Source organism: Flavobacterium sp. 28YEA47A, from assembly GCF_041262125.1.
GTDB lineage: Bacteria > Bacteroidota > Bacteroidia > Flavobacteriales > Flavobacteriaceae > Flavobacterium.
In genome coordinates this window covers 12,305-35,444 of the sequence record NZ_JBGCCI010000005.1, presented here as the reverse complement: position 1 = coordinate 35,444, position 23,140 = coordinate 12,305, and the positions used below count along the sequence as shown (strand labels likewise).

General features: G+C 36.9%; 16 protein-coding genes. 6 read left to right on the top strand and 10 right to left on the bottom strand.

Annotation, left to right across the window (positions count from 1 at the left end):
• Window positions 1–125 precede the first annotated feature (125 nt).
• The 3 genes from ABH942_RS08315 to ABH942_RS08305 all read right to left on the bottom strand — a co-directional run bounded on the left by ABH942_RS08315 (window position 126) and on the right by ABH942_RS08305 (window position 4,884).
• Window positions 126–746 carry an L-threonylcarbamoyladenylate synthase gene (locus ABH942_RS08315; RefSeq protein WP_370030960.1) on the bottom strand — a complete coding sequence of 207 codons (621 nt, stop codon included), beginning with the start codon at window positions 744–746 and terminating at the stop codon, window positions 126–128.
• A gap of 173 nt (window positions 747–919) precedes the next feature.
• Window positions 920–3,256: an ATP-dependent helicase gene (locus ABH942_RS08310; protein ID WP_370030959.1), complete on the bottom strand. Its 2,337-nt coding sequence runs from the start codon at window positions 3,254–3,256 to the stop codon at window positions 920–922.
• 293 nt (window positions 3,257–3,549) lie between these two features.
• Window positions 3,550–4,884 carry a peptide-N-glycosidase F-related protein gene (locus ABH942_RS08305; RefSeq protein ID WP_370030956.1) on the bottom strand — a complete coding sequence of 445 codons (1,335 nt, stop codon included), beginning with the start codon at window positions 4,882–4,884 and terminating at the stop codon, window positions 3,550–3,552.
• Between the two features lie 280 nt (window positions 4,885–5,164).
• Here ABH942_RS08305 and ABH942_RS08300 point away from each other — a divergent pair, with 280 nt between their 5' ends.
• Window positions 5,165–5,686 carry a hypothetical protein gene (locus ABH942_RS08300; protein ID WP_370030954.1) on the top strand — a complete coding sequence of 174 codons (522 nt, stop codon included), beginning with the start codon at window positions 5,165–5,167 and terminating at the stop codon, window positions 5,684–5,686.
• Window positions 5,687–5,721: 35 nt separating this feature from the next.
• Here ABH942_RS08300 and ABH942_RS08295 read toward each other — a convergent pair whose 3' ends face one another.
• Together ABH942_RS08295 and ABH942_RS08290 are read right to left on the bottom strand one after the other, a co-directional pair.
• Complete coding sequence (locus tag ABH942_RS08295; RefSeq protein ID WP_370030952.1) at window positions 5,722–6,618, bottom strand: patatin family protein; 897 nt, start codon at window positions 6,616–6,618, stop codon at window positions 5,722–5,724.
• Window positions 6,619–6,684: 66 nt separating this feature from the next.
• Window positions 6,685–8,754 carry a M1 family metallopeptidase gene (locus ABH942_RS08290; RefSeq protein WP_370030951.1) on the bottom strand — a complete coding sequence of 690 codons (2,070 nt, stop codon included), beginning with the start codon at window positions 8,752–8,754 and terminating at the stop codon, window positions 6,685–6,687.
• Between the two features lie 125 nt (window positions 8,755–8,879).
• Between ABH942_RS08290 and ABH942_RS08285 the strand changes: the two genes are divergently transcribed.
• A complete protein-coding gene (locus ABH942_RS08285; protein ID WP_370030949.1) occupies window positions 8,880–9,380 on the top strand; it encodes a hypothetical protein in 501 nt (166 codons plus the stop codon).
• Window positions 9,365–10,066, top strand: coding sequence for an aspartyl/asparaginyl beta-hydroxylase domain-containing protein (locus tag ABH942_RS08280; protein ID WP_370030947.1), 702 nt, complete (start codon window positions 9,365–9,367; stop codon window positions 10,064–10,066). Before ABH942_RS08285 ends, ABH942_RS08280 begins: the two co-directional genes overlap by 16 nt.
• 75 nt (window positions 10,067–10,141) lie before the next feature.
• On the opposite strand, the gene ABH942_RS08275 is transcribed toward ABH942_RS08280, so the two are convergent.
• Entirely contained in the window at window positions 10,142–11,836 is a 1,695-nt protein-coding gene (locus ABH942_RS08275) for a carbamoyltransferase (protein WP_370030945.1), read from the bottom strand.
• 157 nt (window positions 11,837–11,993) lie between these two features.
• On the opposite strand from ABH942_RS08275, the gene recG reads away from it, so the two are divergent.
• Together recG and ABH942_RS08265 are read left to right on the top strand one after the other, a co-directional pair.
• Window positions 11,994–14,099, top strand: coding sequence for an ATP-dependent DNA helicase RecG (gene recG, locus ABH942_RS08270; RefSeq protein ID WP_370030943.1), 2,106 nt, complete (start codon window positions 11,994–11,996; stop codon window positions 14,097–14,099).
• A 20-nt stretch (window positions 14,100–14,119) separates the two neighbouring features.
• Window positions 14,120–14,986, top strand: coding sequence for a bestrophin family protein (locus tag ABH942_RS08265; RefSeq protein ID WP_370030941.1), 867 nt, complete (start codon window positions 14,120–14,122; stop codon window positions 14,984–14,986).
• Between the two features lie 66 nt (window positions 14,987–15,052).
• Here ABH942_RS08265 and ABH942_RS08260 read toward each other — a convergent pair whose 3' ends face one another.
• Complete coding sequence (locus ABH942_RS08260; RefSeq protein WP_370030939.1) at window positions 15,053–16,996, bottom strand: KUP/HAK/KT family potassium transporter; 1,944 nt, start codon at window positions 16,994–16,996, stop codon at window positions 15,053–15,055.
• A 241-nt stretch (window positions 16,997–17,237) separates the two neighbouring features.
• On the opposite strand from ABH942_RS08260, the gene pheT reads away from it, so the two are divergent.
• Window positions 17,238–19,661 carry a phenylalanine--tRNA ligase subunit beta gene (gene pheT, locus ABH942_RS08255; protein WP_370030937.1) on the top strand — a complete coding sequence of 808 codons (2,424 nt, stop codon included), beginning with the start codon at window positions 17,238–17,240 and terminating at the stop codon, window positions 19,659–19,661.
• A 79-nt stretch (window positions 19,662–19,740) separates the two neighbouring features.
• On the opposite strand, the gene ABH942_RS08250 is transcribed toward pheT, so the two are convergent.
• The 3 genes from ABH942_RS08250 to rpsA all read right to left on the bottom strand — a co-directional run bounded on the left by ABH942_RS08250 (window position 19,741) and on the right by rpsA (window position 22,999).
• A complete protein-coding gene (locus ABH942_RS08250; protein WP_370030935.1) occupies window positions 19,741–20,304 on the bottom strand; it encodes a fasciclin domain-containing protein in 564 nt (187 codons plus the stop codon).
• Window positions 20,305–20,515: 211 nt separating this feature from the next.
• Window positions 20,516–21,079, bottom strand: a complete 564-nt coding sequence (locus ABH942_RS08245) for a fasciclin domain-containing protein (protein ID WP_370030933.1) — start codon at window positions 21,077–21,079, stop codon at window positions 20,516–20,518.
• A gap of 147 nt (window positions 21,080–21,226) precedes the next feature.
• Window positions 21,227–22,999 (bottom strand): 30S ribosomal protein S1, encoded by a 1,773-nt coding sequence (gene rpsA, locus ABH942_RS08240; protein ID WP_370030931.1) that lies wholly within the window; start codon window positions 22,997–22,999, stop codon window positions 21,227–21,229.
• Window positions 23,000–23,140 lie beyond the last annotated feature (141 nt).

Below are 23,140 nucleotides of genomic sequence, written 5' to 3'. Positions count from 1 at the left end.
AATATTTAAATTAAGAATAGCATATGGTATAAATCGTTATCACTAGTAGGATTCTTAATAATTGGTATTGCTAATTTAGTATTATTTATTGCAACAGCCAAAGTTTTGCGAAAAAACTAATACAGCTATAAAATATCAATACTTCCTTTTCCTTCCCTTACAACTACAGGTTCGCTTCCAGATAAATCAATTATAGTAGAAGCCTGATTATCTCCATAACCGCCATCAATCACCACATCCACAAGATTCTGCCATTTTTCAAAAATCAGTTCCGGATCTGTGGTGTATTCAATCACATCGTCATCATCATGGATAGATGTAGAAACAATCGGATTTCCCAATTGCCTTACAATTTCAAGTGCTATTGAATTATCAGGCACACGAATACCTACAGTATTCTTTTTCTTGAATTCCTTCGGTAAGTTATTATTTCCCGGAAGAATAAACGTATACGGCCCGGGCAATGCTCTTTTTAACAATTTGAATGTAGAAGTATCAATCTGTTTCACATAATCAGAAATATTGCTTAGATCATGACATACAAATGAAAAATTCGCTTTTTCTAATTTGATACCCTTGATTTTAGCAATACGTTCCAATGCTTTTGTATTTGTGATGTCGCATCCCAATCCGTAAACCGTATCAGTAGGATAAATTACCAATCCGCCATCCCGCAGTATTTTGACCACTTTGGCGATTTCTTTTTCGTTTGGATTTTGAGGATATATTTTTATAAACTGAGCCATTAGCTGTCATTTTATTTTAAAGTTAATGATTATCGGGAATTTAATTGCTTTGCGCCCTTGTGTCTTTGCGTGAAACAGTATCTCGCAAAACCGCAAGGGCGCAAAGTCCGTCTTTGAAAAACAGATATCTCTTGTATCTCTTTCTCAATAGAAGTTCCAATACTTATTTAAAGTTACGACAATATGTCAAGTCTTGCAAAACGAAGCAATAATTTCTTAATACCTCCTACTTCAAATTTGATTTCTGCTTTTTTGTCTGCTCCGGCACCTTCTATATTAAGCACCTGCCCTTTTCCAAAACGTTCGTGCATGACAATATTACCTACGTTTAATTTAGTATCTGAGACAGCACCACTAATACTTGCCGGTGGATTTGAATCAACAGGTTTTAATCTTCGAATATTATGGTTAGGTGTTGGTTCTTCATCCCCATATTTTCTTGGAGGTGTACCATTCATAGGTTTTGACAACCTCAACTTTGATTTGTCTACATCACCAAAAATATCCATATCAATCATTGGCTTGTATCGGTAATTGTTTTCTGTAGGAGTCAGGTATTCTAAATATTCTCCCTTAATTTCATCAATAAATCGCGATGGTTCAGAATCCATTAGCTTTCCCCAACGATAGCGTGACTGTGCATAGGTCAAGTATGCCTGGTGTTCTGCCCTTGTCAAAGCCACATAAAAAAGCCTACGTTCTTCTTCCAGTTCGCTTCGGGTACTAACACTCATGGCACTTGGAAACAAATCTTCTTCCATTCCCACAATAAAAACATACGGGAATTCAAGTCCTTTTGCTAAGTGAATCGTCATTAAAGCCACACGGTCGTCATCACCGGTATCTTTATCCAAATCAGTAGCTAAAGCCACATCTTCTAAAAATTCAGATAAGGCACCTCTTGCTCCGTCAACTTCTTTTTGTCCTTCAATAAAATCTTTGATACCGTTCAGTAATTCTTCTATATTTTCAAGCCTTGCTATACCTTCCGGTGTGCCATCTTTTTTCAGTTCCTGAATCAATCCGGTCTTTTTAGTAACATGCTCAGCCAAATAAAACGCATCATGGCTTTGGTCAATGACCTGAAAACTCTTAATCATTGTTACAAAATCCTCAATTCTTGACCTCGTTCCCGAATTCAGTTTCAAATCGATCTTGTCGATATGTTCCATTACTTCAAAAATCGAACGCTTATAATGATTTGCCGCAATTGTCAGCTTTTCAACAGTAGTATCACCTATTCCTCTGGCTGGATAATTAATCACACGTATCAGCGCTTCTTCATCCTTTGGATTGATAACCAATCTCAAATAACAAAGTACATCTTTGATCTCTTTTCTTTGGTAGAAAGATAAGCCGCCATAAATCCTATAGGGAATATCGCGCTTTCTGAGAGCATCCTCCATCGCACGGGATTGCGCATTTGTACGATACAAAATAGCAAACTGTCCGTTCATCATCTGGAGCTGCATCTTCTTTTCAAAAATCTCACTGGCTACAAATCTTCCTTCTTCACCATCGGTAAGGCTTCTGTGTACTTTTATCCTCGGCCCGTCAGAATTGGCAGTCCAGACCACTTTTTCCAGTTTGGTTTTATTTTTGTCAATAATGGAATTGGCAGCTTCCACAATATTTTTTGAAGAACGGTAGTTTTGTTCCAGACGATATGTTTTTACACCATCATAATCTTTCTGGAAATTAAGGATATTGTTGATATTGGCTCCACGGAAAGCATAAATACTCTGTGCATCATCTCCAACAACGCAAATATTTTGAAACTTATCCGATAAAGCACGTACAATCAAATATTGAGAGTGGTTGGTATCTTGGTACTCATCCACTAAGATATAACGGAAACGATCTTGGTATTTTGCCAAAACATCCGGAAAACGATTCAGCAATTCATTCGTTTTTAACAGCAGGTCATCAAAATCCATCGCACCGGCCTTAAAGCAGCGATCTACATAATTTTGATAGATCTCACCCAGACGCGGCTTTTTTGACATGGCATCCTGTTCCTGCAATTCCGGATTATTAAAATAGGCTTTGACAGTAATCAAGCTGTTTTTGTAAGATGAAATCCGCCCTAAAACCTGCTTTGGTTTATAAACGTCCTTATCTAATTGCATTTCTTTGATAATCGAACCTATCAATCGTACTGAATCCTGTGAGTCGTAAATGCTAAAGTTAGACGGATAGCCGAGCTTATCGGCCTCAGAACGCAAAATCCTCGCGAAAACAGAGTGGAAAGTTCCCATCCAAAGGTTTTTAGCTTCGCTTGAACCTACGATATCAGAGATACGCTTTTTCATTTCACGAGCTGCCTTGTTGGTAAACGTCAAAGCCAGGATATTAAACGCATCAACACCTTGATGCATCAAATATGCAATACGGATTGTCAATACTCTTGTCTTTCCTGAACCTGCTCCTGCGATAATAATCATAGGTCCGTCTTTCTGAAGGACTGGCGCCTGTTGGGCTTCATTAAGCTGGCTTATATAGTGCTGCATTTTATTATTCTTTTACTCACGCAAAAATACGCATTTAGATTGTAGAAAAATAATCGGATTTTGGAAGAAAAGACGGTCGCTTATGCTATTGAAATTTATCCTATTTCATTTACGGTTTATTGATTATTTTAAACCTTATACCAAAAACAAATTCCAATAAGTTTATGTTTTTATTGCTTTGCGGCTCTGTGCCTTTGCGTGAAATAGTTGCTCGCAAAGGCACAGAGCCGCAAAGTTCCTGATAATAGAAATATCGAATGTTAATTGTCTTATATAAACTTCCCGATAGTCATTTATAGTTTTACAATTTTCTGAGTAGCGATTTCATTATCCATAAATTCTATCTGAACAAGATAAGTACCCTGGGCAACTTTTGAAATATCTATTATTTTACCTGTTCCTTTTGCAACCTCCTGTCCTAAAAGATTAAAAACTGCATAGTTCTTAACTTCCTGATCGGTTTCTATGGTTACGACATTTCTTGTTGGGTTTGGTAATAAGCTATATACATTTGGCGTAAACTTTTTTACATCAAGTGCAGGTCCTAATCCTTGCAGATATACTGAAATCGGAAAGTATCCTTCTCCATTTGCAAAAACAGCATCTGGTACTTCAATTTTAAATGTATGCTGTCCTGCTGCTACGTTACCTAAAGAAATTTCCCTTGTTGGAATTGTTGAACCCGGGCACCAATTGCTAAACGACTGCCATTGGGCTGGTGTTCTTGGTGAGGATCCATAAATTCCATTACCTTGGGTATTATAAACCCGATAAGGTTCACAAGTTGGTTCGCCAGGTCTGTAGGTCAAGACAGAAACATTGTCAAATTGAATATAATGCCATCTCCTATTGTATTCTTCTCCATTTTCATTGGCTCCATGATTTGAAGTTATCAGATATAACTTTGCATCTGTAATAGCATTGGGAATATTAAAATTGATAGTCCTTACGGTTTGACCAACTACATCCGTAGCATTTTCATTATAATTGTTCAGGTTTTTCTTGAAATTCAAAGGAAGTAAAAAAGTTGGCAGCGATGCTGCTGGCGTACCATCTGAAATAAGATTCAAAGTACCATAAAACACATCATTTCTTCCGGAACATCCGGCGACTTGGGTATTTGCAGCATAAGGAACTCCAAAAACTTCCAATTCCATCCAAAAATCATAAGCAGCATTTAAGCCAGGATCGTTTAATATTTTTGATAAGTTATTGGCAGAAAATGTATAAGGAACCTGGTCAGGCTGCCTGTTCTTATTCATAAAAGGCGTAATAAACCGGGCCAATTCTATTCGTTGCACATTGTCAGGACTATAACCAATTAATCCTTTTGGTACAAGAGCAAGATTCACATTCCCTATCCTGTCATAATTATCACATGACGCCTTGATTATTACCTCAATAGTCATGTTGGAGCCATAAGGAGTCGATAATCCTCCATCGATCTTTTTGGCATACAAGTCATTCCTATGGCGAATAACACCTTCGGGAGTCGGAAAATTTACTACACCGGCATATCCGTCATAAAATAAAATCTCTTCGAAAACAGTAAGTGTATTTTGGGCTTGAACGTTTATTCCGGTTACTGTCATAAAACCGAAAATTAAAAATAGTAGAGTTCTTCTCATAAAATTTAAGTTATTTTTATATTCAAGTTACATTTTCAAATATAAAAATATAAATACATATAAAAAATTATATTTTTAACAATTATAAGATGATTTAAGGCACTAAGGTTCTGAAGTACTAAGGTCATATTTTTTATGTATAAAAGAAAACGTTATTAAATTCATATCTCCTTTCATTTGGCACAAACTTCACTAACCACTATCAACTATCAACTATCCATTATCAACTAACCACCATATCGGTTTTTATTCTATTTTTGCTTTCATTAAATAAAAATCTATGGACACTACAAAAATAATCGAGCTGTTGAGCTATACATTACCTGCTGTCATAACTGGTGGAGTAGCTTATTATTTCTTCAGCCTGCATACCAAAAATGAAGAAGGGCGACGCAGATACCTCATCCAAAGAGATGCTAGTAAAAATGCTCTTCCTATCCGACTGCAAGCATATGAAAGAATGGCTTTATTTTTAGAAAGAATCAACCCTTCAAATTTACTGATCCGCATCTCACCGAATTCAAGCGATAAGATGGACTACCAAAATCTGGTTGTTTTGCATATAGAAAATGAATTTGAACATAATCTTACGCAGCAGATTTATTTATCGGACGAATGCTGGACGATTATTACCACTGCAAAAAATGCTACGATCCAAATGATCCGAAAAGCAGCTTTAAATCCGGAAGTTGACACTGCTAACAAACTGCGTGAAATTGTCCTGAGTGAGCTATTAGAAAAACAATCACCTAGCAATAACGCATTAGCGTATATCAAAAACGAAGTCGGCGGACTTTGGTAAAAAATAAAAAGCCTCGATTTTCGAGGCTTTTTTATTTATATCTGGCTCATGGTTTCGCTCTTATTTTTAGCATATTCATAACCCTGATGCCACCAGTCGAGCATGATTTTCTTATTAAAGACTAATGGATTATCTGTGAGTTTGGTGGGCGTATAATAAAAATTAAGTTTTACATTTTTTGCCGCAGCTGCCAACCTGCCAATGATAATATCTTTTCGTTCTACCTGGTCGATAATCGTTCCAAACAAATCGATTGTCAGTGAAAAAGGATTTTTTCCAATGACTTTTTCTGCCGTATTATGTTCTGTTTCCAATACAATTACGTCTACTTCCGTTGCTCCACGATTAATTGCTTCCTGTATTGGAATTACATTCGAAATTCCTCCGTCGGCATATTCAAATCTGTTTTTGGTCACAAGACTCATAAATGGAATATAATTGCAGGAAATCCATATCCAATCACAAAAATCTTCATAACAACATTCCAATATGGATTTATATTCCACGCAGTTTTTAGTGATGTTGGTAACCGCTACAATAATTTCTTTTGAAGAATTCTGCAATTCATCGAATTCTTCTTTGGAAAAATTATCTTCAATATAACTCTTAAGACTCTTACTTTCGCCAAAAGTGCGCTTGCCTTTTATAAATTGCTTGATTACATTAAAGTGATTGATAGTAATTACTTCCTGTTTTTTTTTATGCTTGATAATAAAAGGGTTGACACTGAAAATTTTGTCCATATCAACATTAGTATATAGCTTAAATATTTTGTCTTCTCTATTTAAAGCCAAATGCGGAATCAGCAAACTTCCGGTCGAAGATCCTATAAACAAATCATAGTTAATATTTTTTTCTTTGATAAGGTATTGGGCCACGCCTCCGGCAAATGCTCCTTTACTTCCTCCACCTGAAATGACTAATGCTCGCATAAATCTGCTATGATTTTTTTCTAAAAATAATGCTATTCTGTTGAATTGGAACTAATTTTAACAATTCTATGGATTTAACAATTTCTCCAAGATCGCTTTTTCATTATCCTGCAATGAAGGTAGCAGTTCTAAAAAGTACAGTCGGTACCTTTCTTTTTTTGCTAGTTCCCTTATCTTGTCTCTGGCAAATTTTGAAAATTGCCATTTATGATGCGTCAGCGGATTGATAAGAGCATGCAAAACATTCGTATCGTTAGTATTTATATATAAAAGATTGGTTATGGCATTCTGACGAATTGAACTTTCGTAATCAGGCGAAGCATAACTTAGAAGTTCATCATAATAAGCGGGTTTGTTTTCGGGCTCAAAATCTTTTGTTACCAGAGCCATCGTAAGCCAAAGAATTCGAAGGTTTTTATCATTCATACCCACCCAGTTACGGGACTTGTCAAGATATTTTGCACGATTATCCGGAAACTGCGACCATAAGACATTCAGGGCAATCTCTCTTGTTACATAGGATTTGTCTTCCAGAAAAGTTTCAAAATCAGGCCTGAATGATTCCGGAAACTGATTGAGTGTTTTTGCAACAGCCTGTCTTACTTTTATATCTTTTGATGCCATTGCCTGTCTTACAATAGGTTCCTTTTCAGAAAAATCTACTGGTTGTAATTGGAAAAAGACTTCTTCTTTTATCGGATAATAAGCATCCGATTGGATTATTTCTTCAAAAAAAGATTGTTTCTCCGTCAAAGGCCTATCTGCCATTGAAAGTACATTGAGATATTGCTTAATAAATTTATTCTTCTGTAATATTGTCAAGGCTTCTGTAACTTCAAATCCAGATTTTTCAAGCCAAACTTCTTGGAATTTCTTGGTATCATAATTTGAAACGGCATTGATTTCTGCTAAAAATTCGGCAGTATTCACATTTTTGAATGCGTATTTTTCAAGATATTTTTTGACTGCCTTATTGAAGTTTTTTGCACCTATGTTTTCTCTCAGTACATGCAGGGCCCAAGCCCCTTTTTGATAAAACGTGAGCGAGCTGGCTTTTTCATTCAGCAACGGAATCGTATCTGTTTTTGAAGCCTGTTGTAATTTCTCTGCAATTTCATAAAGCTCCCAATTAAAGTGGTCTTCTCCAAACAGCTCCTTTTCAGCAAGTAAAGCATAATAGGTCGCAAATCCTTCCTGTAGCCAATGATGCTTTCCTGATGTCGCTGTAATCAGATCGCCAAACCATTGATGGGCCAATTCGTGGGCATTTACGTTGATATAATTCCTGTCGTTAAAACCGATTTCGTCTACTACATAATCCTGAGAAAAAATAGTGGATGTCGTATTCTCCATTCCGCCATACAGAAAATCTCTTACAGGAACCTGACGGTAAATTCCCCATGGATATTTAAACCCTATTTCTTTTTCAAAAAAATCAAAAATAACCTTACTGTACTTGTAGGTATATTCAAACTTTTCCGCATCTTCTTTTGAAAGATACATTTCCAAAGGCGTTCCTGAAGCGGCTGTTTCTGTCTGTTTTGCAAATTTTCCAATGGCAATCATCGCCAGATAGGAACTCATGGGCTTTTCCATTTGGTACTCCCATTGCTTTTCGTTTCCGTTATCCGACATGTTTTTTAATTTCCCGTTAGACAAGACATCAAAATCTTTATCATACGAAATACTCAACCCGAAAATGACTTTTTCATTTACATCGTCAAAACTTGGCAGCCAATGGCTGGTATATTTCCCCTGCCCTTGTGTCCAAATTTGAAGATGATCCTTTTCTCCAATAAAATACAATGTTTGCTTAGGAACCGCTTCATAATCAAAAACCAATGTGTTTTTCCCTTTCTTAAAGCCTTTGTATAGCTGTAATTCCTTTGCAGAGTTTTTAAATTCCGTAGCGGTATTATTAATCTTCAGATTTGAAAAGGTCATGTTTTTAGCATCAATCCGTATGGTATCAATTGCAGAAAGCACTTCAAAAGTATAGGTCACATGGCCCGATATTTTTTTATGGGCTGCATCTAAAGCAAGCGTAGCATTTAACGTTTTAAAATCGACCTTTTGGAACTGCTGTGAAAAAAGACAAGAAGGAACAAGAAGGAAAGTATATAGTAATCGTCTCATTTTAAAAATATCTTGATTTCAAAGTTACGAAGGTTTCAGAAACAATTACAATTCCTTTTTTAAGAAGTTTTTAATTTTGATTCCGATGGATTTGCTATATTGTATCGCGTAAACCTGCTCTCATTATGGTTGAAAATCCTGAACTGCAAAAAACGGTTCGATTTCTGGAAGGAATCGGAATAGCTATCATCGAAAAAAGACTTGACGACAGTACTTTCCTGCCAGGATTGGCTCTTGGTCCAGGAACTATTTATGTCGATTACGAAAAGCTAAAATATCCTGGCGACCTGTTGCATGAAGCCGGACATCTGGCAGTTACAACTCCGGCAGAAAGAAATGTAGCGGGAACAGAACAAATGGCTCCTGAATGGCCTACACAAGGTGACGAAATCGCTGCTATGCTTTGGTCATTTGCCGCTGTAAAACATCTCGAATTACCCGTTGATTTTGTATTTCACCCTAATGGTTACAAAGACAATTCGGAATGGCTGATTTCAAATTTCAGCAGTGAAAATTATATCGGATTGCCGCTACTGGAATGGGCAGGCCTGACTTATGGAAAAGAACGTGCAATAAAAGAAGGAAAAGAGGCTTTTCCTATAATGGAAAAATGGCTAAGAGAATAAATATGGAATTAGTACGCTCAATAAAATTTCCGCTGCTTTTTGATACTGAAAAGCTTAAAAATGATCTCAACAAGATTATTGATAAAAATTGGACAGCCCATTACAACGCAAAGGATTATAACGGCGAATGGACTTCCATCGCCCTTATGTCTGAAAGCGGAAAATCAGACCAGATCTACGCCTCGCCTGTTACTGAAAAACTTGTCCCAACCGAAATTTTAAATTCATGTGCCTATTTTCAGGAAATTCTCGACGGTTTGTTGTTCGAAAAAATAGCTGTCCGTTTATTACGACTGGCTGTTGGTGCGGAAGTCAAGCCGCATAGTGATAATTGCCTTGGTTATGAAGATGGCTGTTTTAGGCTACATATTCCGCTAATTACCAATAGGGAAGTTGAATTTATTTTAGACGGAAATCGGTTGGTGATGAATGAAGGCGAATGCTGGTATATAGATGCTAATTTTACCCATTCTGTTGCCAATCGCGGTAATGAAGATCGTATCCATATGGTAATAGACGGCTTACGAAATAAATGGACAGACGATTTATTTTTCAAAGAAGCCAAACCGGAAGGATTTATAAAACCGGAAGCTACTATAAGTGATGAGCAAAAAAAGCTGATGATAGCCGAACTACAACGTATGAATACTCCAGCTGCACTGGAACTATTAAAAACCCTGGAGTAAATTATATTTCAATCTTTGCGGCTCTGCGCCTTTGCGAGAATAATTGCACGCAATGACACAGAGCCGCTAAGCTAATTATTTTTCGACTATCGTATTTTCCATAACCAGTACATCAAGATCTGTTATTCCAAACAAATAGAGCGCTTCTTCAGGCGTTTCAACTATTGGCATTCCTTTTTTATTCAGGCTGGTATTGAGCAAAACGGCAATGCCCGTTTGTTTATAAAAGGCTTCAATAAGCCTCGCAAATCTGGGATTCCAATTTTCTTCTACAGTTTGTACACGGGCTGAACCGTCTGCATGTGTTACATTTTTTAATTCTTGCTGATGAATGGCACGTGTCCTATCGACCAGAATCATATACGGACTGTAACGCGCCGATTCAAAATACTCGCCAACTTTAGATTTCAGTACAGCCGGTGCAAAAGGACGAAAATCTTCCCGAAACTTAATATCCAGATTGATATGGTCTTTCATTTTCTCAATACCGGGATGTGCCAATATACTTCGTCTGCCTAAAGCTCTGGGACCGAACTCTGATCCTGATTGGAACCAGGCTATTGTTTTTCCTTCTTTTAGCTTTTCAGCACAATAATGAAGTAACTCTTCTTCATCTGTTATTCTTTTCGGAATATATTTCTTGTTTTCTTCTTTGTGAAAGGCAGCATCAATTTCTGCTTCAGAATAGGATTTACCAAAACAGGTACTTCCATCATGAGGCATTTTTGGCATTTTCAGATATTCCAACCAGCCATAATAAGCACAACCTAATGCCAAGCCGTTATCGCCGGCTGCCGGTTCAAAATAAATTTCCTGGGCTGCTCCTGAGTCCTTTAGTTTTGCATTGGCTACGGCATTCAACGCCACTCCTCCTGTATAGCAAAGATTTGGATGCGGAAACTTTTCCAATCGGTTATGGATGCATTGCAATACGGCTTTTTCTACCTGTTCTTGTGCCCAGCGTGCAATGTTTGCATAATAGTCGAAATGTTCTTTAAAATAATCATATCCAGTTGACGGATTGTCAAATTGGGTCTTCCAGTTTTCATTGACCAATAAATTTCCTGATTGGAATTCAAAAGCCTCAAAATCATATAGGCCGGACTTCCCATAAGGAGCCAATCCCATTAGTTTTCCCACATCATCCATATCACCAAAAACATAGTTGCTAATAGTAGCATAAAAACCACCTATGGAATGTTGGGTCGTTGGCAGTGAAAAACTCCCGGAGTGATTAGACATAATGCTGAAATCTTTAACCAAAGGCGTTAATTTTTGTCCGTCAAAATGATAAAAGCTGTCTTTTTCACAAACCATACGCACCTCATTTAAAAATTCAGAGGATATATATTCCTTGTGTTCCGGGTGAAGTTGTAAAAATTGATCTAACGGGCTTCCACAACCATCTATAACCATAACATTACATTCCGAAAAGGGCGAAGTTCCAACAGCACTATAGGCATGAGCCAAATGGTGTGAAATATCTATGATCTTGATTTTTTCGTTTCCTGAAAAAATTCTCGGTCCTTTAAAATTATCCCGATTCGGAATATCAAAATTGGCACATTGAACCACAAGAGTAAGTTCATCTAATCCTATTCCTTCAGCATCCAGGCAATATTGTATTGCTAACGTATCATTGCCTCCGTCATGTTTTTTGCGGCTCAGGCGTTCTTTTTCGATGCCTACGCAAACACGTCCGTCTTTGAGCAAAACAGCCGATCCGTTATGTGAAAGACCTGTTCCCAGGATATATATAGGTTTTGCCATAATTTTGATTCCAATTTCTGAATTCCAAATATATCATTTTCTTTAGCCAAAATCTTACTTTTATAAATCAAAACCCAGATTATAGAATCTATTTTACAATCAAAATACCATTTTATAATTTTCAATTAATGGCTTATATTCGTATTTTAATATAGCGATGCAAAACAATTTATTAGAAACTCCTATTGAATACCTAAAAGGCGTCGGGCCTGCCCGCGGTGAATTGCTTCGCAAAGAATTAGGCATCCACAAATATGGAGACCTGATAAATTTATTTCCTAACCGATATATTGACAGAACCCGCTATTACAAAATAAACGAACTGCAGAATACAAATGCTGAAGTCCAGATAATTGGAAAGATTATCCATATCAAAACCGTTGAGCAAAAAAAAGGAAAACGCCTGGTCGCTACTTTTGTTGACGAAACGGGAGAAATGGAATTGGTCTGGTTTCAAGGACAAAAATGGATACGGGAAAATCTGAAACTGAATACCGTCTATGTCATTTTTGGGAAATGTACTTCATTCAATGGCCAATTCAATATGGCACATCCCGAAATGGAATTGCTCGCAGAGCATGAGCAAAATCTCCGTTCTGCCATGCAGCCTGTTTATCCTTCGACTGAAAAGCTCGCACAGAGAGGAATTTCAAACCGTACGATTAACAAAATCATGCAGCAGCTTTTTTTAGAGACGCAGGCAGCCTTTAGGGAACCGTTGCCTAATTATCTTTTAGATGAACTCAAGCTGATTCCAAAAAATGCCGCGCTGTTTAATATTCATTTTCCAAAAAGTCCGGATTTATTGGCTAAAGCGCAATTCCGTTTAAAATTTGAAGAATTGTTTTTTATACAGCTGCAACTGATTACAAAAAATCTGATTCGGAAGAACAAAATCAAAGGACATCCTTTTGAAAAAGTAGGCATCTATTTTAATGATTTCTACAATAACCACTTACCTTTTGACCTGACTAATGCGCAAAAAAGAGTGTTGAAAGAGATCCGAAATGATATGGGAAATCCTGCACAAATGAACCGTTTACTGCAAGGTGACGTAGGTTCAGGAAAAACAATAGTGGCTTTGATGAGCATGCTATTGGCTCTGGATAACGGATTTCAGGCGTGTCTTATGGCGCCTACAGAAATTCTGGCGAACCAGCATTTCAACGGATTAGTTGAGTTAGCTAAACCATTGAATATAAATATAAAATTACTGACAGGCTCAACCAAAACTTCAGATAGGAGAATTATCCATGAAGAATTAGAAAATGGCAGCCTTCATATTCTCATTGGTACTCATGCCCTATTGGAAGACAAAGTAAAATTCCATAATTTAGGTCTGGCAATTATTGACGAGCAACATCGATTTGGAGTAGAACAGCGTTCCAAGCTCTGGAAAAAGAACGAGATTCCTCCACATGTTTTAGTCATGACGGCAACACCAATTCCAAGAACATTGGCCATGAGTTTATATGGCGACCTCGATATTTCTGTAATCGATGAGCTGCCGCCGGGAAGAAAGCCCATTCAAACCGTGCACCGTTATGATTCCAGCCGATTAAAAGTATGGAAATTCATCAGGGACGAAATAGAAAAAGGAAGGCAGATTTATATCGTTTATCCGTTGATACAGGAATCTGAAAGCATGGACTATAAAGACCTAATGGACGGTTATGAAAGCATTTCGAGAGATTTCCCACTGCCAAAATACAGCGTGAGCATTGTGCATGGAAAAATGAAACCAGCTGATAAAGATTCAGAAATGCAACGATTTTCACAAGGCAAGACTAATATTATGGTAGCTACTACCGTTATTGAAGTCGGAGTGAATGTGCCAAACGCCAGCGTGATGATTATTGAAAGTGCTGAACGCTTTGGTTTGTCACAGCTACATCAGCTTCGAGGACGTGTAGGTCGTGGTGCAGAGCAAAGCTATTGCATTTTAATGACAGGACATAAATTAAGCAATGATAGTAAAATCCGAATGGAAACCATGACTAAAACCAATGATGGTTTTGAAATTGCAGAGGTTGATCTAAAACTCAGAGGTCCGGGCGATTTGATGGGAACACAGCAAAGCGGCGTATTAAACCTGCAGATTGCTGATTTGGTTAAAGACCGGGAAATATTGCAATTAGCCAGACATTGTGCAGTTAAGTTATTAAAAGACGATGCACCAATGGTAAAGCCGGAACATCAAAACCTGCGACTGGCCTTTATCGAAATGTCTAAAAAGAAAAATATTTGGAACTATATAAGTTAAAAAAACCTAAACTATAAAACATGATCTCATACAATCCTAAAGAATGGCTTTCATTCATCTTCTACTTTCATAAGGGTGATACTTTCCGGAAGCTTTTCTGGATAATGATCCTTATCGCCCTCTATTCAGCCGGAATTGCCTATCTGGAACTGGTATACTGGAATCTGTCTGCTAATAGCCTTATCAAAAACATAACGATAATGCACAATATGCTCGGATTTGTCATTTCCCTTTTATTGGTTTTCAGAACCAATACGGCTTACGACCGTTGGTGGGAAGGCCGAAAAATGTGGGGCGCTTTAGTCAACAACAGCCGTAATCTGGCTATAAAACTGTCGGTAATGTTGACCGATAATGAGGACAAAGAGTTTTTTAAGAAAATGATTCCTGCCTACGCTTCCGTCCTGAACCTTCATTTAAAAATGGAAAGCATCAGCCATGAGCTTTTTGACGACAAAACCTTATCGCAAGACCATTATAAGCACAAGCCTAACCAGATAGCCAAAACAATGATACAACGTATCAATGAAATGTATAAAGACGGAAAAATTACAGGTGACCAGCTGATTATCCTGAATGCAGAAATACAATCCTTTACCGATATCTGCGGTGCCTGTGAAAGAATCAAAAACACACCTATTCCTTATTCTTATAGTGCATTCATCAAAAAATTCATCTTTACTTATGTATTGACATTGCCTTTTGGCTACGTTTTCCAATTAGGCTATTATGTCATTCCCGTAGTTGTTTTTATCTTTTATGTACTGGCGAGTTTGGAGCTTATTGCAGAAGAAATTGAAGATCCTTTTGGAAATGATCCAAACGACCTTCCAACTCAGAAAATCTCAGAAAATATCCAAAAAAACGTAGAAGAATTGATTTATTAATATTCATTTCTCAAACAATAAAAAAGCCGAAGCAATGCTTCGGCTTTTTTATTTATTATATATGAGTTAATCAACTCTTGTCAGGCAAATTTCTCTAGGAGCTGTAATCAGTAACGGGAACGATTCAATCGTTACGGAACTGGAATCAAGCCCAAATGCCTTTTCTTCTGAAAGTCCCATTTTCTTTAGGATGTTGTAGCAATCCAAAATCCATTTTTCATAGAACGGCAAATCGTTATCATAAGAAATAAATTTCTCAATCAATATAAATCTAAAGTCGCCAATGATATTGTTTTTATTTAACGAAGCATAACGGCTGGTTACATCTACTTCCCTATTTTTTACCATATCTTCTACTACCTTCTTAAACATAAGGCTGATTCTTGGCGCCACACGGAAACCAAGCCTGAAATCGATACGGATTACGTCGTCATGGATAAATTCATTTACGCGATATTCCATCGTATACGGTTCATCAACAACATGAACATGGACAAACCAATAAATATCGGCACGTTTTGGCTGCTTGTTCAAAATCGAATACATGATTTTAGATTCAATTTCAGTCCTATGGTCGGCACTTGTCAGATAAACCAGGTTTGTAGCATATTTTGGTACGCTCAAATCCTTACTCAAATCTTCTAAAACCGGCAGATAATCTGAAAGTTTGACAAAAACCAGGTAACGGTTTCTGATTTTTCTGGCAAAAAACCAGACAAACATAGTCGCCATAAGCATCATTGCAATGAGCAGTGTGATATAACCTCCGTCTGAGAATTTATGAAGGTTGGCTACCAGGAATGAAAGTTCTATTATGGCATAGGTAGTAATCAATACCGCAATAAAAATCTTATTGTATCGCTTTAAGATCAGGTAATAATTCAAAAGCGAAGTCGTCATCAACATCGTCATTACGATAGCCAGACCATAAGCCGCCTCCATTCCTGAAGATTCTTTAAAGTATAAAACTACCAGTACGCAACCTAACCATAACATCCAGTTCAGGGAAGGAATATATAATTGTCCTTTTAGTTCTGTTGGATATTTGATTTTTACTTTTGGCCAGAAATTCAAACGGATAGCTTCGTTAATCAATGTAAACGAACCGCTAATCATTGCCTGGCTGGCAACAACGGCTGCCAACGTCGCAATCCCAATTCCAAAAGGAAGGAACCAATCCGGCATGATAGCATAAAACGGATTCGTTACTCCGGCTGCTTCCAAAGTTTTTCCTTCATGTGAAATTAACCATGCGCCTTGACCGAAGTAATTCAGCAAAAGCATACTTTTTACAAAAATCCAGCTTACGCGGATGTTTTCTTTTCCACAATGTCCTAAGTCTGAATACAATGCTTCTGCCCCAGTCGTACATAAGAATACAGCGCCCAAAATCAGGAAGCCCTGCTTATGGTTCATCAAAAGTTCGTAAGCATGATACGGGTTAAAAGCAGAAAGTACGTTAATATTTGTGCCCAGTTGAATCGTTCCCAGAATTCCAAGCATCGAGAACCATGTAAACATAATTGGCCCAAAAAATTTACCAATAAGTTTGGTTCCAAACTGCTGCAATCCAAAAAGGACAGTAATAATGGCAATAACAATAGGAATAGTAGGGATATCAGGATTGATTACCCTAAGACCTTCAACTGCTGAAGAAACCGAAATTGGCGGTGTGATGATTCCGTCTGCCAAAAGCGTACTTCCTCCTATAATGGCAGGAAAAAGCAGCCATTTTACTTTTGTCTTTCTTATTAAGGTATATAAAGAAAAGATTCCACCCTCGCCCTTGTTATCTGCGCGGAGTGTTATAATTACATATTTTACGGTAGTCTGTAATGTCAGTGTCCAAAAAATTGCCGAAATGGCACCTATGATGTCTCTTGAATTAATTGGATCGTCCCCAACTATCGCATTTAGAACGTACAACGGAGAGGTTCCGATGTCACCAAAAATAATCCCTAAAGTAACTAATAATCCTGCAGCAGATAATTTGTGAATATGTTTTCCCACGGAAAGTTCAATTTAAAAGATACAAAATTACAAATAATTACCATATCCAAATTAAAATCAGGCAGGTATTATTTTAACAAAATTTTTAGAACTTTAAAGCCGTTTAATTTCTAGCCCGTAATTGCTCTGTTTCCAATAATTTTAAGACATTTTTCCTTAATTTAGGAGCTTTAAAATTCTTTGAAAAAATCAAAAAAACCTATCTTTGCATCCTTACAAAAAATAATACTAAGAACAACAAATGAAAATTTCATATAACTGGCTTAAGCAATTTATCAAAACAGATTTGAAATCCGATGAAACCGCATCGCTCCTGACCGATTTAGGACTGGAAGTAGAAGGTATTGAAAAATACCAGTCTATAAAAGGCGGTTTAGAGGGTATTGTTGTTGGTCATGTCCTAACCTGCGTTCAGCATCCCAATGCAGATCGCCTAAAAGTAACAACCGTAGATTTAGGAACTGGTGCTCCGGTACAGATTGTTTGTGGCGCAGCCAATGTAGCAGCCGGACAAAAAGTGCCTGTAGCAACTATCGGAACTACATTATACGACAAAGACGGAAATTCGTTCCAAATCAAAAAAGGAAAAATCAGGGATCAGGAAAGTCACGGAATGATCTGTGCGGAAGATGAATTGGGCTTAGGAAGCAGTCATGATGGAATTATGGTTCTTGACGACAAATATGCTCCCGGAACGCCCGCTTCAAAAGTTTTCAATATTGAAAACGACGAAGTGTTTGAAATAGGATTAACTCCTAACCGTGCTGATGCGATGAGCCATCTTGGAGTTGCCAGAGATTTAAGAGCCGGTATGCTTCAGACGAATGCACATACGGAATTGATTACACCATCTGTCAGCAATTTCAGAGTAGACAAAAGGACTTTGAAAATGGACATCAAGGTTGAAGACGCTAAAATGGCTCCAAGATATTGTGGCGTGACTATTTCAGGAATTGTTGTAAAACAATCTCCGGAATGGCTGCAAAACCGACTAAAAGCTATTGGTCTTACACCGAAAAATAATATTGTGGATGTTACCAATTATGTAATGCATGAATTGGGACAGCCGTTACATGCCTTTGATGCTGCCAAAATAAAAGGCAATAAGGTAATTGTAAAAACAGTTGCAGCAGGAACAAAATTCACAACTCTTGATGATGTTGAAAGAACACTTCATGAAGAAGATTTAATGATTTGCGACGAAAACGGACCAATGTGTATTGCAGGCGTTTTTGGAGGTAAAAACTCGGGAGTTTCTGAAAACACAACTTCTATTTTCTTAGAAAGTGCTTATTTCAATCCGGTTTGTATCAGAAAATCGGCTAAAAGACACGGATTGAATACCGATGCTTCTTTCCGTTTTGAAAGAGGTATTGATCCAACCATTACTGAATATGCACTAAAACGTGCCGCTTTATTAATTCAGGAAGTTGCCGGAGGTGAAATCACATCTGATATTATTGATATCTATCCAAAAAAGATAGAAGATTTCCCTGTGTTTTTAAATTTCGCAAAAGCAACAAAAATTATCGGACAGGAACTGTCAAAAGAAACGATCAAAAAGATCCTAGTTTCACTTGATATAAAGGTAAACAGCGTATCGGATGCCGGATTAGGACTGATTATTCCTTCTTATCGAGTTGACGTACAACGTGAAATTGATGTAATTGAAGAAATATTGAGAGTTTACGGTTACAATAATGTCAATTTCACTAAAAAATTCAACGCTACAGTTTCCAATTCGGCAAGAACTGAGGACTATAAGGTTCAAAATATTATTGCGACACAATTAAACTCGCAAGGATTTAATGAAATGATGGCTAATTCGCTGACTTCTCCGGAATATGTAAAGTTATCTGAAATGCTTCGTGAAGAATTCAACGTATTAATCATGAATCCTTTGAGTAATGATTTGTCCGCTATGAGACAGTCTCTCCTATTCTCAGGATTAGAAGCCGTTTCTTATAATATCAACCGAAAAAATTCAGACTTGAAATTGTTTGAATTCGGAAAGTCATATCACAAGCTACCATCCGGATATACCGAAAATAAGCACCTGACCTTATTTACAACCGGAAACCGTTTGAGCGAAAGCTGGAATACGCCTCAGAAGCCTTCTGACTTTTTCTTATTCAAAGGTTATGTGATGGGAATCCTATCAAGACTTGGTATAGAAAAAACAAATAACAAACCAGTAGAATCTGACGTATTCGCAGAAGGAATTGCCATTGCTGTTGGTAACGATACAATTGTAGAATTGGGAACAATAAAAAAATCGGTACTTAAGCATTTCGATATCAAACAGGAAGTTTTGTTTGCCGACTTCAACTGGAATACAGTATTGAAATTAATTTCAAACAAAATCAAGTTTACTGACATTCCGAAATACCCTGAAGTAAGAAGAGATTTGGCTCTTTTAGTAGACGAGAATGTAGCATTTGATTCTATTTATACTATTGCACGCCAGACTGAAAAATCGTTGCTGAAAGACATTAATCTGTTTGACGTATATGAAGGTAAAAACCTTCCTGAAGGCAAAAAGTCCTATGCTGTGAGCTTTATTATTCAGGACAGTTCAAAAACCCTGACAGATGCTCAAATAGACAAGATTATGGGCAAATTAAAACATAATTTGGAAACAGAACTTGGCGCTGTTCTTCGTTAAGACATGCTTTTTAAAAATAGAAAAATCCCGATAGTATCGGGATTTTTCATTTTAATTCAAAAATAGTATATAGTTTGAATTATGCTTTTGGCATTAGTACTGTATCCACTACATGAATAACTCCATTTGATTGGTTCACATCAGCAATAGTAACTTTTGACTTATTACCATTTTCATCAGTGATGTAAAGAGTCTTGCCATCCATCCAGGCTGTTAGCTTGCCTCCCTGAACAGTGGTAAGAACTGCCTTTCCGTTTCCTTTCTTTATGGCTTTGGCAATATCAGCTGAGTTCATTTTTCCTGCAACTACATGGTAGGTTAAAATCGATTGCAGTTTTGATTTGTTTTCTGGTTTTAATAAAGTCTCTACGGTTCCTTTTGGCAATTTAGCAAAAGCCTCATTTGTTGGAGCAAAAACGGTAAAAGGTCCTTTTCCTTGCAATGTTGTTACTAAATCTGCTGCTTTTACGGCAGCAACCAACGTAGTGTGGTCTTTTGAATTCATTGCATTTTCGATAATATTTTTTGATGGATACATTGGAGCACCGCCTACCATGACAGTTTTCTCTTTTTGTGCAAATACAGCAGTTCCAAATAGCAATGTAAATACGATCGCGATTGATAAAAATTTGGTGGTTTTCATAATTATATGTTTTTTGTTTATACAGGCATTTACGCAAATACATTTCTTTTGGTTTTTATGTTTCATATAATTTTAACCAATCAACAAATTATGCTAATGTTTATAGAGAGTCAGCTTTAAAATATTTTTGATTTTAGATTTTGGACTTTTGACTTGACAAATAAAAAAAGCCCCGCTAATGCGAGGCTTTTTTTATTTGTTTTTTCTCTATTTAGTTAGGGGAAAAAGTTTTATCAATACCGTGAATAATTCCATTACTCTGGATTGCATCTGTGAACACTAATTTTGCTTTATTTCCTTTAGCATCTGTCAAATAGATAGTACTATTTTCAAGAGTAAGTACAAGCGTCTCACCATCAGCAGTAAGGATTTCACCTCTTCCTTGGCTCATTCTTATTAATTTTCCGAAATCTGTTGCATACCATTTACCTGGAATGATATAGTAAGCTGCTATAGATTTAGTACGGTGAATATTTTTTGGGTCGGTCATGAATTCTAAATTTTCTGAAGACCTGCTGATTGCGTCATTACTTGGTGCTAAAATAGTATAAGGTCCTTCTTCACGAAGCAACTGGTCAAACTCTGCCGCTTTAAAAACCTTTGCTAAAGAAGAATAATTCTGCGAAGCCGTAAGGTTGTCGGTAATATTTTTAGTTGCGTCAAACTTTGGGTTAACAGCATTCATATTTGCTTTTTTCTGTGCTTTTTGCGCAAATGATGCGACGCTTAACAATAATGCAAAAAAGATAATTGCCAGATTTTTATTAGTCTTCATAGTTAGTTTTTAATAATACATTCGTATTAGGAACAGAATTCCTTTATTTTAGGATTTCAAATGTAAACAAAATTTTAATATTATATTATAAAATAAATAAAAAAGCCCCACATTTCTGTGAGGCTTTTGTATTAAAATCAGTCAGGATTAGTTCCCTCCTTTTTCCATTTTAGCTTTCAATTCAGCAAGAATATCATTGTTATCTCCTAAAGTAGATGCAGTAGCATTACTTGAAGACATTGTTGTATTCTCAGAAGCTGTTTTCACATTTTTCTCTTCTTCTTCACGGAAGATAGCAGTGTGAGAAGCAACTACTCTTTTGAATTCTTTGTTGAACTCGATAACTTTGAAATCAGCTGTTTCACCTTTTTTCAATTTCTTACCGTCTTCTTTTTCAAGGTGACGAGTTGGAATGAAAGCAACGATATCATCGCCGAATTCTACAGTAGCTCCTTTGTCAACGATTTCAGAGATTTCTCCAGTGTGGATAGTTCCAACAGCGAATGAATCCTCATATTTGTCCCAAGGGTTAGCAGTAGTTTGTTTGTGACCTAAAGATAATTTACGTCCTTCAACATCCAACTCTAATACTACCACATCAAGTTTTTCACCAACGCTTACGAATTCAGATGGATGCTTGATTTTCTTAGTCCAAGAAAGGTCAGAAATGTAGATCAAACCATCGATTCCTTCTTCTAGTTCTACGAAAACTCCAAAGTTTGTAAAGTTTCTAACGATACCTGTGTGCTTAGAACCTACAGGGTATTTAGCAGTGATATCAGTCCATGGATCTTGAGTCAATTGTTTGATACCAAGTGACATCTTACGATCTTCTCTATCCAAAGTCAAGATAACAGCTTCTACTTCATCACCAACTTTTACGAAATCCTGAGCACTTCTTAAGTGAGTTGACCAAGACATTTCAGAAACGTGGATCAAACCTTCAACACCTTCAGCAACTTCGATGAAAGCACCGTAGTCAGCGATAACTACAACTTTACCTTTCACTTTGTCACCTACTTTTAGGTTAGCATCAAGTGCATCCCATGGGTGAGCGTTCAATTGTTTTAAACCAAGTTGGATTCTTGTTTTCTCATCATCGAAATCAAGGATAACAACGTTTAGTTTTTGGTCTAATTCAAGAACTTCGCTTGGGTGGTTGATTCTTGACCAAGAAAGGTCAGTAATGTGGATCAATCCGTCAACACCTCCAAGGTCAATGAACACACCATAAGAAGTAATGTTTTTAACAACACCTTCTAATACTTGTCCTTTTTCTAATTGACCGATAATTTCTTTTTTCTGTACTTCGATATCAGCTTCGATAAGCGCTTTATGAGAAACAACAACGTTTTTGAACTCATGGTTGATTTTCACAACTTTGAATTCCATCATTTTGTTTACATACTGATCGTAATCTCTGATTGGCTTCACGTCGATTTGAGAACCTGGCAAGAAAGCCTCGATTCCGAATACGTCAACGATCATACCACCTTTAGTTCTGCACTTAACGAAACCGTTAACGATTTCTCCTGTTTCATTAGCAGCAATAACTCTATCCCAAGCTTTGATAGTACGAGCTTTTCTGTGAGAAAGAACCAACTGACCTGTTTTGTCCTCACGAACGTCAATTAATACTTCTACTTTGTCTCCTACTTTTAAGTTTGGATTGTAACGGAATTCGTTCAAAGAAATAACACCTTCAGATTTAGCGTTGATATCAACGATTGCATCTCTGTCAGTGATTCTAACTACCACACCTTCAACTACTTCTTCCTGATCTGTAGAGATAAAAGTTTTTTCAACTAACTCTTCAAATTCTTTCAGGTTTTTTTCGTCAACAGCATCAATACCTTCTTGGAAGTTATGCCAGTTAAAGTTCTCTAAAAATTCCGCTTGTGTTTTTGTTTGTTCAGACATTTGTTCTGATAAAAATTTGTATCCTATGTTTTCTCGAGTTTCTTGATGCGACAGAAAACACAGAAGTGTTTTACATAAATAGTTGATACCTAAAGGAAACTCTTCTTCGCCAAAAGGTGCGCAAAATTAATAAATATTTTT